General features: G+C 39.8%; 18 protein-coding genes. 2 read left to right on the plus strand and 16 right to left on the minus strand.

The features are described from left to right. Positions 1-292 precede the first annotated feature (292 nt). The 11 genes from OMU_RS02840 to OMU_RS02885 form a co-directional block, all read right to left on the minus strand. Positions 293-1,297 carry an SIS domain-containing protein gene (locus OMU_RS02840; protein ID WP_016178452.1) on the minus strand — a complete coding sequence of 335 codons (1,005 nt, stop codon included), beginning with the start codon at positions 1,295-1,297 and terminating at the stop codon, positions 293-295. Between the two features lie 18 nt (positions 1,298-1,315). After that, positions 1,316-2,371 carry an SIS domain-containing protein gene (locus tag OMU_RS02845; RefSeq protein WP_016178453.1) on the minus strand — a complete coding sequence of 352 codons (1,056 nt, stop codon included), beginning with the start codon at positions 2,369-2,371 and terminating at the stop codon, positions 1,316-1,318. 15 nt (positions 2,372-2,386) lie between these two features. Beyond that, positions 2,387-3,214, minus strand: a complete 828-nt coding sequence (locus OMU_RS02850; protein ID WP_016178454.1) for a PTS system mannose/fructose/sorbose family transporter subunit IID — start codon at positions 3,212-3,214, stop codon at positions 2,387-2,389. Continuing rightward, positions 3,198-3,989 carry a PTS mannose/fructose/sorbose/N-acetylgalactosamine transporter subunit IIC gene (locus OMU_RS02855; RefSeq protein ID WP_016178455.1) on the minus strand — a complete coding sequence of 264 codons (792 nt, stop codon included), beginning with the start codon at positions 3,987-3,989 and terminating at the stop codon, positions 3,198-3,200. The genes OMU_RS02850 and OMU_RS02855 overlap by 17 nt, the downstream gene beginning before the upstream one ends. Positions 3,990-4,009: 20 nt before the next feature. Continuing rightward, positions 4,010-4,480: a PTS sugar transporter subunit IIB gene (locus OMU_RS02860; protein ID WP_016178456.1), complete on the minus strand. Its 471-nt coding sequence runs from the start codon at positions 4,478-4,480 to the stop codon at positions 4,010-4,012. Positions 4,481-4,499: 19 nt separating this feature from the next. Further along, on the minus strand, positions 4,500-4,919 hold the full coding sequence (locus OMU_RS02865; protein ID WP_016178457.1) for a PTS sugar transporter subunit IIA: 420 nt from the start codon (positions 4,917-4,919) through the stop codon (positions 4,500-4,502). Between the two features lie 80 nt (positions 4,920-4,999). Continuing rightward, on the minus strand, positions 5,000-7,771 hold the full coding sequence (locus OMU_RS02870) for a sigma-54-dependent transcriptional regulator (protein WP_016178458.1): 2,772 nt from the start codon (positions 7,769-7,771) through the stop codon (positions 5,000-5,002). A 343-nt stretch (positions 7,772-8,114) separates the two neighbouring features. Next, positions 8,115-8,771 (minus strand): ABC-2 transporter permease, encoded by a 657-nt coding sequence (locus OMU_RS02875; RefSeq protein ID WP_016178459.1) that lies wholly within the window; start codon positions 8,769-8,771, stop codon positions 8,115-8,117. 1 nt (position 8,772) lies between these two features. Continuing rightward, a complete protein-coding gene (locus OMU_RS02880; RefSeq protein ID WP_016178460.1) occupies positions 8,773-9,477 on the minus strand; it encodes an ATP-binding cassette domain-containing protein in 705 nt (234 codons plus the stop codon). Between the two features lie 2 nt (positions 9,478-9,479). Beyond that, entirely contained in the window at positions 9,480-9,617 is a 138-nt protein-coding gene (locus OMU_RS23310; RefSeq protein ID WP_016178461.1) for a hypothetical protein, read from the minus strand. Next, positions 9,617-9,991 (minus strand): GntR family transcriptional regulator, encoded by a 375-nt coding sequence (locus OMU_RS02885; protein WP_016178462.1) that lies wholly within the window; start codon positions 9,989-9,991, stop codon positions 9,617-9,619. Before OMU_RS02885 ends, OMU_RS23310 begins: the two co-directional genes overlap by 1 nt. A 168-nt stretch (positions 9,992-10,159) precedes the next feature. Here OMU_RS02885 and OMU_RS02890 point away from each other — a divergent pair, with 168 nt between their 5' ends. Both OMU_RS02890 and OMU_RS02895 read left to right on the plus strand, forming a co-directional pair. Next, positions 10,160-11,014 (plus strand): RNA polymerase sigma factor, encoded by an 855-nt coding sequence (locus OMU_RS02890; protein ID WP_016178463.1) that lies wholly within the window; start codon positions 10,160-10,162, stop codon positions 11,012-11,014. Then, complete coding sequence (locus OMU_RS02895) at positions 11,004-11,696, plus strand: DUF2461 domain-containing protein (RefSeq protein ID WP_016178464.1); 693 nt, start codon at positions 11,004-11,006, stop codon at positions 11,694-11,696. Before OMU_RS02890 ends, OMU_RS02895 begins: the two co-directional genes overlap by 11 nt. Before the next feature lie 61 nt (positions 11,697-11,757). Here OMU_RS02895 and OMU_RS23835 read toward each other — a convergent pair whose 3' ends face one another. The 5 genes from OMU_RS23835 to dhaL all read right to left on the minus strand — a co-directional run bounded on the left by OMU_RS23835 (position 11,758) and on the right by dhaL (position 15,240). Further along, on the minus strand, positions 11,758-12,459 hold the full coding sequence (locus tag OMU_RS23835) for an MFS transporter (RefSeq protein WP_256184926.1): 702 nt from the start codon (positions 12,457-12,459) through the stop codon (positions 11,758-11,760). Further along, positions 12,365-12,973, minus strand: a complete 609-nt coding sequence (locus tag OMU_RS23840; RefSeq protein ID WP_071879945.1) for an MFS transporter — start codon at positions 12,971-12,973, stop codon at positions 12,365-12,367. The genes OMU_RS23835 and OMU_RS23840 overlap by 95 nt, the downstream gene beginning before the upstream one ends. A gap of 3 nt (positions 12,974-12,976) precedes the next feature. Next, positions 12,977-14,152 (minus strand): M20 metallopeptidase family protein, encoded by a 1,176-nt coding sequence (locus OMU_RS02910; RefSeq protein WP_016178467.1) that lies wholly within the window; start codon positions 14,150-14,152, stop codon positions 12,977-12,979. A gap of 148 nt (positions 14,153-14,300) precedes the next feature. Next, complete coding sequence (gene dhaM / locus OMU_RS02915) at positions 14,301-14,669, minus strand: dihydroxyacetone kinase phosphoryl donor subunit DhaM (protein ID WP_016178468.1); 369 nt, start codon at positions 14,667-14,669, stop codon at positions 14,301-14,303. Then, entirely contained in the window at positions 14,662-15,240 is a 579-nt protein-coding gene (dhaL, locus tag OMU_RS02920; RefSeq protein WP_016178469.1) for a dihydroxyacetone kinase subunit DhaL, read from the minus strand. The genes dhaM and dhaL overlap by 8 nt, the downstream gene beginning before the upstream one ends. Positions 15,241-15,306: the final 66 nt, after the last annotated feature.

The following is a 15,306-nucleotide window of genomic DNA, read 5'->3' on the forward strand; positions in this document are numbered from 1 at the left end:
TCGTTTCGCATACGATCCAACTAAACTTCTCGTATGTTTGACCTTCTAAGTTGAAGATTTTACTAACCACTTTTAATCCTGCAAAAAGTCGGACTCGCTGCTATCTCTTTTTTTGGTACTATTTTTCTAAAAGCGTGAAAAATAGGTTTATTTTCGTTTCGCATACGATCCGACTATACTTCTCGTATGTTTGACCTTCTAAGATGAATACTTTACTACCAACTTTTGATCCTGCAAAAAGTCGGACTCGCAAAAGAGACCTCTTTACTTCACGCAAAGAGGTCTCAAAATATTAATAATCAAATTGACGGTAGTAACGACGAATGTCTAATGGATGGCAATTTAATTTTTCAACATGGGCATCGATTCGTTGGGTGACACAGTGCATTAATAAATGCGGTAGCACTCGGCCGCGATTTTTCTCGCTGATGCCTTTGATTGGGTAATCCTTGGAATCAATGAAGGTATAGTTTCCACAAATACGTGGTAACAGATTTTTCACCCGCTCAGCTAATGGACGCTGCTCATCTTCCCCTAAGAACAATGTTACTGGTGTGGTTTCATCAACGATTTCTAGTGTTCCATGTAAGAATTCAGCAGCGTGGATTGATTTAGAGCGTAACCAGCTTTGTTCTTCCCAATAGCACATCGCGTATGAATAAACGGCGCCCCACTGATTACCAGCCCCGATAAAGTAATGCATATCATCGTGACGATGTTTTTCAGCAAACGCACGGCCAAAGTCTTCTGCTTGTTTTTCTGCTTCGACTAACCCTTTGGCTAAATGATTTTCCAATTCCTCATAATACTCTTCATAATCTGGAAAATCGCCATTCTTGTTCATCAAACGATCCGCAACCATGAAAAATTTGATTTGCTCAGTTCCAGGATTCGGATAGGTAATCACGTGATCACAGCTTTCAGCCAGTTTCGTGCCTGCCGTATCAATGAAGCCTAATAATGTCGCGCCAACTTCTTTAATCATATCCACTGCCTTCACGACTTCTTCCGTTGTGCCTGTTACTGAAGAAAGAATCACTAATGAGTCCTTCGTCAGTCTGCGATTACCGGTAGTATAATATTCAGCAGCGTGCTGCACATACACTGGCAGATCACTGCGACCGTTAATATACGTTACTGCCTGCATAGCAGAAGCATAAGTACCGCCGATTCCTAAATAAAATATATTGTCGTAGCCTTTTTCCCAAACCTCATCAACAATTTTTTCGACCTGTGGGCGTAGTTCTAAGGCTCCTTGGATATCATCAATTTGCTGCTGTTCATTAAATTTCAACATGTCATAAACTCCTCAACTTTATATTTTACTTTTTAATACTGCGTCAAAATCATCAAAAATTCGTTTGCTTAAATCAATTCCCTTCGCCGTTGCCGTGCGATACGCCAGCAGTTGGAACGGAATAATCAATACTAATGGAGAGAAAAGCTCTGAAACCTCAACATCTAAACCTAAAGTATCGTTATCAGAGGCTTTTTCTGTCGTCACCCTCAGGATTTTCCCAACAGAACTATCCATATAAGCCGCTAAAGCCTGTGATCTTTCAAGATTCACACTAGGTGTTTCGATAAAGAACAGCGTATGTTCCCAATCAGCTTCCAAATATGGACCATGCATGTAAGCTTCTAATTCAAAGCCTTGACTAGGTCGGCGTACAGTTTCAGTGAATTTCGTTTCAAACTCTTTGGCTGTTCCCCAGTTCGGTCCATAACCTAGTGCAACGAAACGTCCGCCAAGCTTCAGCAGATTTTCGTGCTGCTCAAAAAAGTCATTGGATTTTGTGATCACACTTGGAATATGCGTAATCAACTCCGCTAATTCTTCCTTAAGCGCATGAAGCTTTTGCTCGTCAATATGTTTTTTCGAAACGCCGACTTTGATTGCCAGCAGGATCAATTGTAAAATTGTTGCTGAAAAGCCTTTTGTAACAAAGCCAACGGTTTCGATTCCCATGTTTAGGTCAATGACTTTATCAACCACTTGAGCAATCGGACTTTCTACATCGCTGGTTAACACGATCCGTTGAATCTCGGTGCCACTTAATTCCTTCATCGCATCGATTGTCGAGGCACTTTTACCGCTTTGGGAAACGCCGATAATCGTATCGGTTCCTTTGATCAAGCGTCCATAATGATTGAAATTATAGGGTTCTTCAATTGTAATCGTGACATCCGCCAATGTTTCAAACGCGAACTTTGCTGATAAACACGCATTGTAAGAGGAACCTGTCGCTAGAATCGTGACAGTATTCATTTCTGCCAATTGTGTATCCGTCGAAAAATCATACTCGGTTAAAATTTTCGTCAATGTTTCTTGTTCTTGATCAATATAATCAAGCATTGTCATTGTTGACATGTTTTCCCTCCATTCTTAAAAGATCCCGATTAACGAACCAAGGATGCCGAAAACAGCTAAGCCTAATAAAATCGTCAAGGCTTTGACTTCCTTTTTCAATAAATAGAAAACTGCGCCAAAAGCTCCCAGTGATAAGATTCGCGGCACGATATCGTCAAAAATACTTTGAACTGTTACCGCATTTTCACCTGTCCCGATTTTCAGCGGGATATTGATATCGATCATTGAAGCAGTCATTCCGCCAACAACCATCAACCCGATGATTGAAGCACCTAAGGTCAAGCTGCCCATCATGCCATTCTCCTGAATCTTCTTCAAGAAGCCGGTTCCCAATTTATAGCCCCAAGAGGTTGCAAAATAGCGGAACAATAAATGTGGAATATTGAAAATCAGAATAAACAAGATTGGTCCTAAGATATTGCCCTGCAATGCCAAAGAAGTCCCCACGCCAGTAGCAATCAAGCGTAAAGTCCCCCAGAAGAAGGAATCGCCAATCCCAGCCAATGGTCCCATTAATGACGTTTTGATATTATCGATTGTGGAAACATCAAAATTCGGATCATTGGCATTTTCCTCTTCCATCGCCGCGTTGATCCCTAGAATCAATGTCACGATATGAGGGGTGGTGTTGAAGAACTCCAGGTGACGCTTCAACGCTGTCGCCATCGCTTCTTTAGATTTATACAATTTCTTCAAAATCGGAATCATTGCATAACAGTAAGCCAGATTCATTTGTCGCTCGTAGTTCCACGAGAATTCCATTTGGAACGAACGCCAGAACACCTTACTCAAATCTTTTTTCGTAATTTTCAACTCATTGTTCTCATTAGAAGTCTTCATCATCATCCACTACCTCCCCTGTAGAAGTTTGGACACTGTTATTTTGTCCGCCGCGCACATTCATAATATTGATTACCACTACCGCTACAATCGCACCAAAAATTGCGATTCCTGTCACTGGAATTTCAAGATAAGCAGCCAAAGCAAAGCCTAAGAAGAAATAAGGCGCTACCTGTTTATTGATCAACAGTCGAGCAAGCATCGCAAACCCAAGTGCTGGGATCAAGCCTGTTGCGACAGATAATCCGTGCTGGATAAATTCAGGGATCATATCCAATAAATTTCCAACGGTTTTACTCCCTACCATAAACGAAATCATGACAACTAGTCCTAACATCAAAGATAGACCAAAGCCAGCGATTAAATGCATTCGCTCTACCCCTTTATAATTCCCATCAGCAGCATATTTATCCGCGTTTTGGTTCATGATCGGAATCAAAATACCTAGATAAATATTTTTCAGAATTAAAGTTAATGTGGCAATCGGCAAACCTAGCAGCAACGCCGTTTCTGTTCCAGCACCAGCGGTAATCGCAAAGGCAGTTCCCAAAATGCCTCCTGTCACTACATCTGGTGGAATCGCCGCGCCAACAGAGAAGGAGCCAATAAATGCCAACTCTAGGGTTGCTCCCATAATAATTCCGGCCTTTACATCTCCTAGTACAATCCCGGTAAAAAGACCAGTAACAATCGGACGAGATAATAGCGATGTTCCTAATGCGTACTCAGATTGAGCAATAAATGCGACTAAACCAAGTAAAATTGCTTGAATAAGCATGTTTCTTCAACCTTTCTTTTTTAAAGAACTTCAGTAACAGCAACTTTTTTATCGGCTGGTACTTGTCGAATCTCCACTTCGAGTCCGTTACCAACCATTTCCTTCAACATTTCTTCTTCCTCTGGCAAAACATTAACCGCTTTTCCGATACTCCGTGTACCTTCCTTGGCTTTGATCCCGCCTAAATTAATCTTTTGAATCTCTGGAAACGCCTCCGCCAATTTTTTTGCATCCGCAATCGATTCCACCACGATAAATAATTTGTACTTATCTGTTACACCGCTTTGCAGCGCGACGATAGAGTCCTCGATGTTTTTGATAACGAGTTTAACTCCTTGTGGTTTTGCCAGCTTGATCGTCGTCTTACGCAAATCGTTCGTCGGTACATCATCGTTAGCGATTAAAATACAATCTGCTCCCAACCCTTGTGTCCAAGAAAATGCGACTTGACCATGAAGCAAACGATGGTCCACTCTTGTTAATAAAATCATTTTTATCCCTCCATTTTTATTAAAATTCTTCTTCTTCCATTTGTTTCGTAATCGCTTGATTGCAAAATTGAATTGTTTGCTTAGAAGTTTCTAAAGTCGCTTCAATCAACTTCGGCAATGAATCAGCTTGCTGAAGCTGCATCGTCAATTCAACTAAAAAAGGCAAATTCATCCCCGCAACTAAATAGAAATTCGGACGATCAATCTGTGTCAAAAATTCATTGTTCACACTTCCGCCAAATAAATCAGTCACTACAACTAATTCACAATCGTGATATCTATTCATGATGTTCTTTACTTCTTTTTCTAGATCAAAATCCTCTGTCAAATAGCAATCCAGCGTTTCGATGGCTATTTGCCTTCCGCAAATTAATTCCAGCGAAGATGTAATCCCTGAAGCTAATTTTCCGTGGGATGCAAGAACGAGCTTTCTTTCCAATCATATTCACCTCTCAATCTTCTCTACACCTAAATAAAAGCAAGCGGTGTGCCAACTTTAGTGGCGCACCGCTTGCTTTATCAAAATTCATCCTCATTCATTGAGGTATCCGTGTTTTTGTAAACGATATCAAAGATATAAGCCAGCTCGGAATCTGGTATCGTGACACTATAAACTCGTTCAATGACACTAAACGCCTGTTTGATCCTTTCCAGCCGTTCTTTTTGACACTGATACAAATCGGCATAACCTTCATAGGTTTCAATCGGAACATTTCGGATCAAACGCTCAATTAAGCAGCTGACATGCACGTACAACGCCAACTTCTTCGCATTAGAAAGCTGAATTCTTCCCGAAAGCTCCAAATCCCGCATAAATAAATCAATCTCACTCATGACTTTATCGGTATCTAGAATGGTGACAGAGTCGATTACCTTTTCCAATGAAAAGTTACGAATTACATTCGTGTTGAAAATGTGGTTTTCCTCTACGGTCATCACAGGTGCTAACCATTCAGTTAAAATCTGCTGCTCATCACCAGAGATTAATTCTTCTAAAGAAAGATAGGGGACTTCAGCAATTTTAGGATCATCCGTACCAATAATCCCTAACACGTCATAAATCGAAAAGACCGTTTCATCCAATTTCTTTTCCTCTAAAACGCGATATTCGTAAGGCAAAATCTTTAGCTCGCAGGTACTTGGAAGGCTTTTTTCAAGTAAATGGCAAATTTGATTGGCCGTTCCGATCCCAGTTTGACAGGTGGTTAAGAGTGCTTTGGTGCGATTTTCCTCAGGATAAATGATCTCCCAATCAAAAGCCGCCTCAGCTGCCGAATTTTCTGCCAACTCATTCAATGTTCGCTGGTGCATAATACTTTCTCCAACCGCAATAGCTAATGGTGTCGTGACATTATTCATAATCACAATCGGCACATTGATCTGTTTGGGAAAAAACTGATAAATTTCCTTCAAACTGCCCATATCCACTAAAATGACCAAGCCATTGGAAATATCGTTGTTCTCACTATAGTCTAGAATTTCTTCTGCGATCTGCTGAGGAGTCACATCCAGCGGCATATCAAAAGACTCAAAAATATCTTTTCCCAAAAAGCGATTCGCTACATTGGCAATACTGCTGGCAGTCGCGTACCCATGGGCGACGATCACCGCTTTGGTCATTCCCTGCTCTTTCGTCCAATCAGCTTTCTTCAAATACAAGGTTAAGACGATCCGATCCATCGCTGAGATTTCGATATCGATCTTAGGTTTGCACAATTCTAGGATTCTTTGGACATAATAATAGCTTGCAGGATACGCCTCCGATACCTGAACTTCAAGCTGACGAATCAGCTCCATGATTTCATTATCTTCTGATACCCAGCGACTCGAACCTCTTTGGAATAAATAATACCCCACCGCATACACACTATTGCCGTTAAATTTAATTTGATAAGCACTTTCCATCTGGCGGAAAGTTTCCCGCACATACTGAGTCAAATATAGCAGCATTTCATGCTTTTGCTGCCGATCCGTTTCAAACAGCAAATAATCAAACAATTGATCAACAATTTCCTTTAGCTTTAAATGACAATCGCTTAGATCTCCTTGAGCTTTTTGATACTCTAAAATCATTTTGGCAAAGCTATCTTCCACTCTTCTTTGACTTTGACTATTGGAAAACATTAAATTATCCAACGTAGAATCATCATGAATCAATACTTCTTCAGGTAATGAGGTTTGCAGATTCTGGTTGTTCAAAGAAAGCAGCGATTCTGGAAGATGATAGATTGTCAGTCTGATCTGCTGATTCTGGATCGCTTCTGAAAAAGCTTTAGCCACCATCACCTTAACAATATTCTGTAATTCTCCGATATTCCCTTTAAAGCTGCCACTAGCCAACAGCTCTAATGTTTGTCCGCTGATAACCAGCTCTCGCTTGATTTTCGTTTGTTCGCTGATTAGGAAGGAATAAATCAGCTCTAGGCGTTCATTTCGCGCTCGCTGCTGCAATGAGGGAATCGTTACCTGAATCGGAATCCGACGAATAAAAGTTGTCAAAAAATTGCTTGTCAAATCTTCCGTTGTCGCAAAAAACAATCTAGTTTGAACATTAATCGGGTGATTCGTATCCCCCATTCGATAAATCAAGCCTTGATCTAAATAAGTAAATAATTTCTCTTGTCCCTCTGCATTTAAACGGTGGACCTCATCTAAAAACAAAATACCGCCATCAGCTGCTTCAAACGCCCCTTTACGATCAGCGTCAGCGCCTGTATAAGCACCCTTGATACTGCCGAAAAGATTACTCGTCAGCAATTCAGGATTATTCGCATATTGGGCACAGTTCAGCGTAATGAAAGGCGCATCTTCAGCAATCAACTCATTTTGAATACAATAATGATAAATTAATTTAACTAAATAGCTCTTCCCCGTACCACTTTCTCCATTAATTAATACAGGCAAACCGCCATCCGGATAATTAAGCGCTGCCTTGATTTGTTCAATCACCCGATTCAAGCTTTTGTCGTGCCCAATCAAAAGTGAAAAGAAATCCTGTTCTTTTCCAAACATTGGTTGCTCGGATAAGATCGCTTGAACGCTTTCATAATAATTCGTACTCAATGCAAAAAATTGCTTTTCAAATGCGCCTTTGTGAAAATAATAAACTGGACGCGAATTTATTTTTACCAACTCGCCATTTTCTGTTAGTTGATTTAAATACTGGCTTACCGTATTCCGTTTCACTTTAAAAATCTCCGCCAATTTCGAAGCAGTAAATAGATCGCTCAATTCATTCAAATCGAGAAAAGCCGTTTGGTTCTTTAAATAATTTAACAGTTCTTCTTTCAATACACTCCCCTCCCTCCTCTTATAATAGAAAAAGCGGCACCAAAGTCAATATTTGTTTTTTGCCGCTACCTTAAATAATTTTTGAAAAATGGTATTCATTCCCTATGTTGCAAGACCTATACCGAGAACTGTCTATGCTAGCAAATGGCATTTCTTTATAAAAAACGACCTCTATTTCCAACACTTTTGCAAAATCTACGAACTGTTGAAGAGAGTGTTGAGTATTATTTTAATAGCTATATCTTTAAAAAAGGATCAAACCACACCAGATAGGTTCTCCTGGTTGATTTGATCCTCTCATTCAAAAATTTTCCATTCAATTACTCAAGTTACTGCTACTGGCTTACAGCTCTTTCTGTTCAATAAATCCAAATGATAAAATAACAGATATCGCACAAGTGACGATAGCGACAATTCCCCCTCCAACAAATAGCAGCCACATCGGCACATTAGAAATCCACAATAAAATCCCCATAATATCAATCCCCAAACGATCAAATACGCCTTTGCCTAGGAAAACAAAAAAGAAAATAATGGCCATTACAACTATAATGATCAATCGGCTTTTTCCTTCATCAAACTTAAAATAAAAGGGCAGGATCAAACTGATATACAGAGAGCCGAGAATAAAGATGCCAACTAAAACAATGCCTAAGTCTTTCATATCAACCGTTCTTCCCTGCAGCATATTCATAATCAAAATAATGCCAACAGAAAGTAATATAGCAGCCAGTGAACTGATATATGACAATAAATATTTCTGAAACACATACTTCCTTCGAGAGACAGGCAAGGTAAATAAAAAGGAGAAGCCATGATTCGTTTCATCTAAGGTAATGGTAGTAAAAATAATCGACAGTACAAAAAATAACATAAAAAGCGGAACAAGCACAAGCATCTGAAAATTTTGCGCATTCATCACTGTTAAAAAAATCGTGGCTAAGAAAAATAATTTTTGTTTTTCTAGCAAATAGAGATCCTTCACAAATAATCCTTTCATCTTAATTCCCTCCCATCATCATAAAAACAATCTCATCAATATTCGCTTTTTCAACTGCTACCTCGGGATAATTTTCACGATAAAACTGGCGTTGCTTCGTCAAGCATTGATAACCAAAACTTGCGGGTAATATCTTAGTGATGTATTCCTTATCTAATGTAGAATACTGTTCCTCTGTTACTTTTATAATCCCATACTCATCCATTAATACGTCGGTATCCTCATTTAAAATAATTTTTCCTTGATCAATAAAATACAAGGAATCACAAAGCTGCTCCAAATCCTTAGAAATGTGTGAGCTGATTAAAATACTGCGAGATTCATCTTTCTCAAGGTATTCCTGCAAAAGTCTTAGAATTTCCCCACGTGCAACCACGTCCAATCCAGCAGTTGGCTCATCTAAAATCAAAAGCTCCGCATTATGACTAATCGCAATCAAAACACTTAGGCGCGCCTTCATCCCTGTGGAAAATTCTTTTAAAGGCTTATCTAATGGAAGTCGAAATTCTTCGCATTTTGAGACAAAATAGCTTTTCTCAAATTGTGGATAAAAACTTCGCAAGACTGACACAATTTTTTTGATTGTAAACTGTTCATAAAACCCAACTTCTCCTAACGAAGCCCCGATTCTCTGTCGATCTTTATCTGTAATTTCATTGATTGATTTTCCAAAAAGTTCAACGTCTCCGTTATCACGATTTATCAATCCTAGTGCAATTTTGAAAGCCGTACTCTTTCCTGACCATTACGACCAACAAGTCCAACGATCTCACCTCTACCAAGAGCCAATGAACAATCCAACTCAAAGCTCTGGTATCGCTTTTTCACATTTTTTAGCTTAAGCATTATAACCCCTCCAGTATTAATTCCAAAAGCTCCATCAATTCCTTATCGCTCATTCCAACTAATCGTGCTTTCCTGACCACGCCTTCAAATTCATCTTGAATTGCTTTGAGTTGTTCCTCCCGCTTTAAGGATGGATTTACTCCACAAACGAAGCTTCCTTTTCCGTGAACAGTAGCGATCATCCCCTCTTGATCCAGTGCATCGTAGGCCTTCTTGACCGTTAACGCACTGATTTTCAATTCCTTAGCTAAAGCTCTCACAGAAGGTAATACATCATTTTCCTGCAGTTCTCCTTCAATGATTGCACGCTTAATTTGTTCAACCAGCTGCTCATAGATCGGCGTCATCGATGAGTGCTGAATAATAATTTTCATGATCCTACCACCTCTTCGCAAACAGTGTATAACAGTATATATCAGTTGTCAATAATAGATTATTTATAGTAAAGGCTTAAAAATTCTGTCACAATAATAAATAAAGGGCTAAAACGTGTCACATCGATTGTTTTTATTTGTCTAATGAATAAAGGAGGCAAAAAAATAATGAACATCGAACGAGAAACAGCGCTAATTCAGTCCGCCTTGAGCGGGGATAGCAATTCGTTAACGGAGCTTTTAAGCGAAGTAAAAGATAGTGTCTTCAATCTATCTTTACGAATGCTGGGAAACATCTTTGATGCGGAGGATGCCACGCAGGAGATATTATTAAAAATCGTTATGAACCTCGGTTCCTTCAAACAGCAAAGTCGTTTCAGTACATGGGTGTATCGTATCGCTGTCAATCATTTAATTACAGTTCAGAGGAAACGATCTTTTCAGGAGCAGCTAACCTTTGAGCTAATGCAAAAAGATTTGGATCAGTCGCTGCCTACCAAGGAATCTGCTTTTTCTGATTTAGAGGAGGATGAATTAGCTGAGGAATTAAAGCTTTCCTGTACAAATATAATGCTCCAATGTCTTAAGCCAGAAGATCGTTGTATTTTTATTCTGGGCACAATGTTCAAAATGAATAGTCAGCTGGCTAGTGGACTTCTGCAAATCACACCAGAAACATACCGCAAGAAACTTTCGCGAGCTCGAAAAAGAATGGGAAAATTTTTAGAGAACTATTGTGAACATGCGGGAGGTAAATGTGACTGTAAAAGACGTGTCCCCTTTGCCATCAAGCAACATCGGCTAAACCCGAACAGACTGGATTATTCATCATTAAAGAAATTTGATTTAGTCGAAATTCAGCAGCAAAAAGAAAATATGGAGTTTATGGACAACCAAACACTTCTCTTTGAAGCTTTATCTCATTACCAATCATCGTTTGATCCACCAAAATTCTTAAGCAAACTGCTAGAATCCAAACAACTGTTAGAATTAATCAAGGAGGATGCCACCTATGACCTATGAAAAAATTTTCAACTATTTGTCAGCATTAGAGAAAAACAATCAGCAAGAATGGTTTCAGCAAACTAAAGATCAACGCAAAACAGCTGTGACAGAGTTCTATCAATTAGTGGATGAACTCTCTCTTGCACTTCATGAAAAAGACTCTGAAATCCAATTCATTCCAGCAAAAAAATTAAGTTTCAAGCTCAATCGAGATACACGCTTCAGCCATGATAAAACACCCTATAATCCAGTGTTTCGTGCTCATATTGGACCAAAGGGAAAATTACCGATCCCAGTAGGCTATTATATTTTTCTAAAACCCAACAATCAATCCTTCTTAGGCGGCGGTCTTTTCGCCGATATGTTTTCCGAAGCAACTGAAATGATTCGACAAGCAATCATCGAACACGAAGCAGAATTTCTAACAATCATTCAGAACCCTGTGTTTACTGAACACTTTACCGTACTAGGCAAGCAATTAAAACGAATGCCGCGTGGCTACGAAAATTACATCGATTCACCGATCGCCGATTATCTAAAGTATAAGAGCATGTACTTGGAATATCCTTTGACGGATCAAGAAATACTTGATTCCGATGATTTTGTTTCAGAAACTGTAGAAACATTCTTATTGATGAAGGAGTTCAACCAGTTTTTGAATAACGCGTTAGTAGATTTTGCTTTCCCTAAGCGAAGATAAAAAAACAGCAAATTATCAAAATAAGATGATTTGCTGTTTTTTATCTTCTATAGTGTGCTCTCTATTTTTGTCCTTCTAGCTCTTCTACTGGCTGTTTACTACTCTCCTTTGTCTGAATAACCAGTGAAACTCCCCCTGCTAAAACAAAGACTAATGAAATAAAAGTAAAGGCTCCGCCATATGATCCGCTGGTATTCACTAACCAACCGATAATCATTGGCGCAAAAAAGCCGCCAGAAACACCGATTGCATTGATGATTGAATACTTAGTCGAAACTTCTCGTTCAGCAAACAGCTTCACTGGTAAACTCATCAAAGTCGCAAAACTAATACTCGCAGCAGCTACTGCCACCGACAACAAAAGCATACTTACCACTAATGAGGAGCTACTTGATAATAAAAAGGCGACCACTCCGCCCAATGCCGAAGCAACGAAAATTACTTGTTTTTCACGATCCTTAAAATAACGAACGATCATCGAACCTGCGAACATTGCACTGAGCATCATGACCAACCCAATCAACGCGCTCATCATCGCCATTTTATTCATCGTCAAACTGAATTCATCTACCAAATAGGAAGCAATCCAGCCTGTCATCCCATAAACCGCAGCATTAATGAAGAACGCAGCCAAAACCATGATCCAAACATTCCGATCCTTGATCATTTCAAAAAAAGAAATATTGGATTGACCAGCAGAAACGATAGGCTGTCCGCTGTTTTTCGGAATTCCTCGAAGCATCAGAAATCCAATCAAAAGCACAATCGTGCCATAAACAAAATAGGTCGTTTTCCAACCAATCATAGTTAGCAATGGTGCAACTAGCAACGCCTACAATTCCAGCAAAACCGGATGAGGCAATCATTGAGGATTGTATTGAACCTCGTTTTGCCGGTTCAACTTCCTTTGTAACAAACGCGCTGACTGCCGAAGGATAGCCGGCATGAGCAAATGAACCCGCCGCAAAACGAATCAGGATCAAATAGATGAACGAAAAGCCGAATCCTAAACAAATCATCAATACACCCATTAGTAAAATCGCAAAAGTCATGATTTTACGACTGCCTAGACGATTGCCTAAAAAGCCGAAGGGAATTTGAAACAGGGTATATCCTAAGAAAAAAGCACTTAAAATCAAGCCTTTTTGTCCTGCATCAATTCCTAAATCCTGTGCGATTGGAATGACTGATAAGCTGATGATGTTCTTGTCCAAATACACACAGGTATATCCGAGAAATATCAGGATCAATGATCGATTAATCTTGTTTTTTCCCATAAGCTAGACACTTTCTAAATAGGCTAATGCGGCTTCAACATAGACATTTGCACCAAATTCCAAAATGGATTCATCCAAAACAATCTTCGGGTTGTGCAGCATTAATTCAGTATCGGCAGCCGTAATAAACATCGTCGTTGTTGGAATTCGATGACTAATTTCACCAAAATCTTCACTTCCCATCATTGGAACTGCCAATGGCGCTTCTTGAAGAACATTCGAAGGAAAAACTTTCTCTAGTCCCTCTTTGACCACTCTTGTCACTGTTTGATCAATTTCATTACTACAACAGCCATTAGTAAAATCAATGGTCACCTTCGCACCAAAGGCTTGACCGATAGATGTGGAAATTTCGATCATTCGTTTCTTAATTTGTTGGCGAACCTCTTCTTTCAAGCTGCGCATCGTGCCTTTCATATATGCGGAACTTGGAATTACATTCGATGAACCAGGTGTTCCACCGACAAACTCGCCGATTGTCAAAACAAAGCGCTCAGCTGAACTGATTTCACGTGCAGACAGGGTCTGTAATGCCTCATAAATTTTAGTCGCGACATTAATCGGATCGATTGAAACTTCTGGCATCGAACCATGACTGCCAACACCCTCAATCTTGATTTCGAACCAATCGGCGCTAGCCATAAACGTACCAGCAGGTGCGACAAATACATTTTTTAATGGTAAATTCTTGAAAGGAAAGACGTGGATCATCGCTCCTGCATCGACCTTAGGATTCTCCAGTATCCCCGCATCTAAGCAATCCTTTGCCCCCTGCAAGATCTCTTCGCCTGGTTGGAATAGAAGCTTCACTACTCCCGTCAGTTCTTTTTCATGTTCTTTCAAAAGCTTCGCTGCCCCTAATAGCATGGTCGTATGCATGTCATGGCCACAGGCGTGCATTGCGCCATTTTCAGAACGAAATTCCAAGTCGGTATCCTCTACAAGCGGAAGCGCATCCATATCGCCACGCAATAAAAAGACTCTCTCGCCTTGACCAATCGTACAGGTAACCCCCATCTTACCGCAGCTTTGAGGCTCGTAGCCATATTCTACCAATTTCTGCCAAACAAAATCTTTTGTGGCTGGCAGTTCCATTCCCACTTCTGGATTTCGATGAAGGTGTCTGCGAATATCTACTAATTCTGTTTGCAACGTTGTTTTCTTAATCATTTCTATCATGATTCCCCCTTTAAAAAAATGATAGCACAACAAAGGGAGAAGTAATTTTTTTCTTTTTTATATTCAATAAAAAAATTGTTTTTTCAGTTTCAATGATGTTTAAAATAAAAAGAGGCGTCAACTTTTGATTGACTCCTCAATAATTCATTTATTTCACTTTTAATGTAGCTAATTGTTGTTCGATGTCCTCTTCGCCGACATCTGCCGCTAATAATGCGCAAGCAGTATAGGCACTTTCAACCATGGCTGTATCAAACAATGTCACCTTTTTATCTGTCATTTCAATAGCCATTTCTAGATTCATTTTGGCACTGCCTAAATCATAAAAAGCCAGCAATTCATCGGCTGTGTTTTCTTCGATTGCTTGTGAGATTCGCTCCATTGATGTACCTATACCGCCGTCTTCCAATCCGCCAGCAGTTGTGATGGGGACATCTTTGGCAACTTCGCCGATCAAACGTTTCAAACCTTCAGGGATTTCTTTCGTATGAGAAACTAATACCACACCTCTACTCACTGAAAACACCTGCCTCAATCATTGACTCAAAGAAATAAGCGGATGACATTGCACCCGGATCAATATGACCAATCGAACGTTCCCCGACATATGAGGCACGCCCTTTAGTTGCCTTGATATTTTTTGTTTGTTCAACGAGGATTTCCAGCGTAGCCGTGTTTAATGTACCGTTATTTAAATTATCTACGGCCGGTCCCCACAGATCTAGCATTGTTTTTTCGCCGACAGTGGAATTCCCGCGTTTCATAATTCCAGCAATCGCTGCTCTCAGTAAAATTTCTGGTTCATTTGACTCTTTGCTGGCCTTCATCATTTCCATCATAGCTGTGCCATAGAGAGGGCCTGAAGCTCCACCGACTTTGCTGATCATCGCCATCGCGGCCGCTTTAAAAATATCCGGCAAATCGCCAGACAAGTCTGCAGCCATCACCGCATCCATGCCTCGAGCCATATTGTTTCCATGGTCACCATCACCGATTGGTGTATCCAGCTCACTCAAATAGTCTTTCTTGATTTGAATTTTTTCATTGAATAATTCTAGTGTTTTTCGCAAATTTTCTGGTGTAAACATAATGGGCCTCCTTATTCGTACAAACCTACTAATTTCCTTTAGAAAAATTAGCAGTATTTCTATGCC

The organism is Enterococcus avium ATCC 14025 (assembly GCF_000406965.1).
Lineage (GTDB): Bacteria > Bacillota > Bacilli > Lactobacillales > Enterococcaceae > Enterococcus_A > Enterococcus_A avium.

Bases quoted from the DNA above. Each gene is read 5' to 3' on its own strand.
- OMU_RS02840 (WP_016178452.1), bottom strand. From the start codon at position 1,297: ATGTTGAAATTTAATGAACAGCAGCAAATTGATGATATCCAAGGAGCC.
- OMU_RS02845 (WP_016178453.1), bottom strand. From the start codon at position 2,371: ATGTCAACAATGACAATGCTTGATTATATTGATCAAGAACAAGAAACA.
- OMU_RS02850 (WP_016178454.1), bottom strand. From the start codon at position 3,214: ATGATGAAGACTTCTAATGAGAACAATGAGTTGAAAATTACGAAAAAA.
- OMU_RS02855 (WP_016178455.1), bottom strand. From the start codon at position 3,989: ATGCTTATTCAAGCAATTTTACTTGGTTTAGTCGCATTTATTGCTCAA.
- OMU_RS02860 (WP_016178456.1), bottom strand. From the start codon at position 4,480: ATGATTTTATTAACAAGAGTGGACCATCGTTTGCTTCATGGTCAAGTC.
- OMU_RS02875 (WP_016178459.1), bottom strand. From the start codon at position 8,771: ATGAAAGGATTATTTGTGAAGGATCTCTATTTGCTAGAAAAACAAAAA.
- OMU_RS23310 (WP_016178461.1), bottom strand. From the start codon at position 9,617: ATGCTTAAGCTAAAAAATGTGAAAAAGCGATACCAGAGCTTTGAGTTG.
- OMU_RS02885 (WP_016178462.1), bottom strand. From the start codon at position 9,991: ATGAAAATTATTATTCAGCACTCATCGATGACGCCGATCTATGAGCAG.
- OMU_RS02890 (WP_016178463.1), top strand. From the start codon at position 10,160: ATGAACATCGAACGAGAAACAGCGCTAATTCAGTCCGCCTTGAGCGGG.
- OMU_RS02895 (WP_016178464.1), top strand. From the start codon at position 11,004: ATGACCTATGAAAAAATTTTCAACTATTTGTCAGCATTAGAGAAAAAC.
- OMU_RS23840 (WP_071879945.1), bottom strand. From the start codon at position 12,973: ATGGGAAAAAACAAGATTAATCGATCATTGATCCTGATATTTCTCGGA.
- OMU_RS02910 (WP_016178467.1), bottom strand. From the start codon at position 14,152: ATGATAGAAATGATTAAGAAAACAACGTTGCAAACAGAATTAGTAGAT.
- dhaL (WP_016178469.1), bottom strand. From the start codon at position 15,240: ATGTTTACACCAGAAAATTTGCGAAAAACACTAGAATTATTCAATGAA.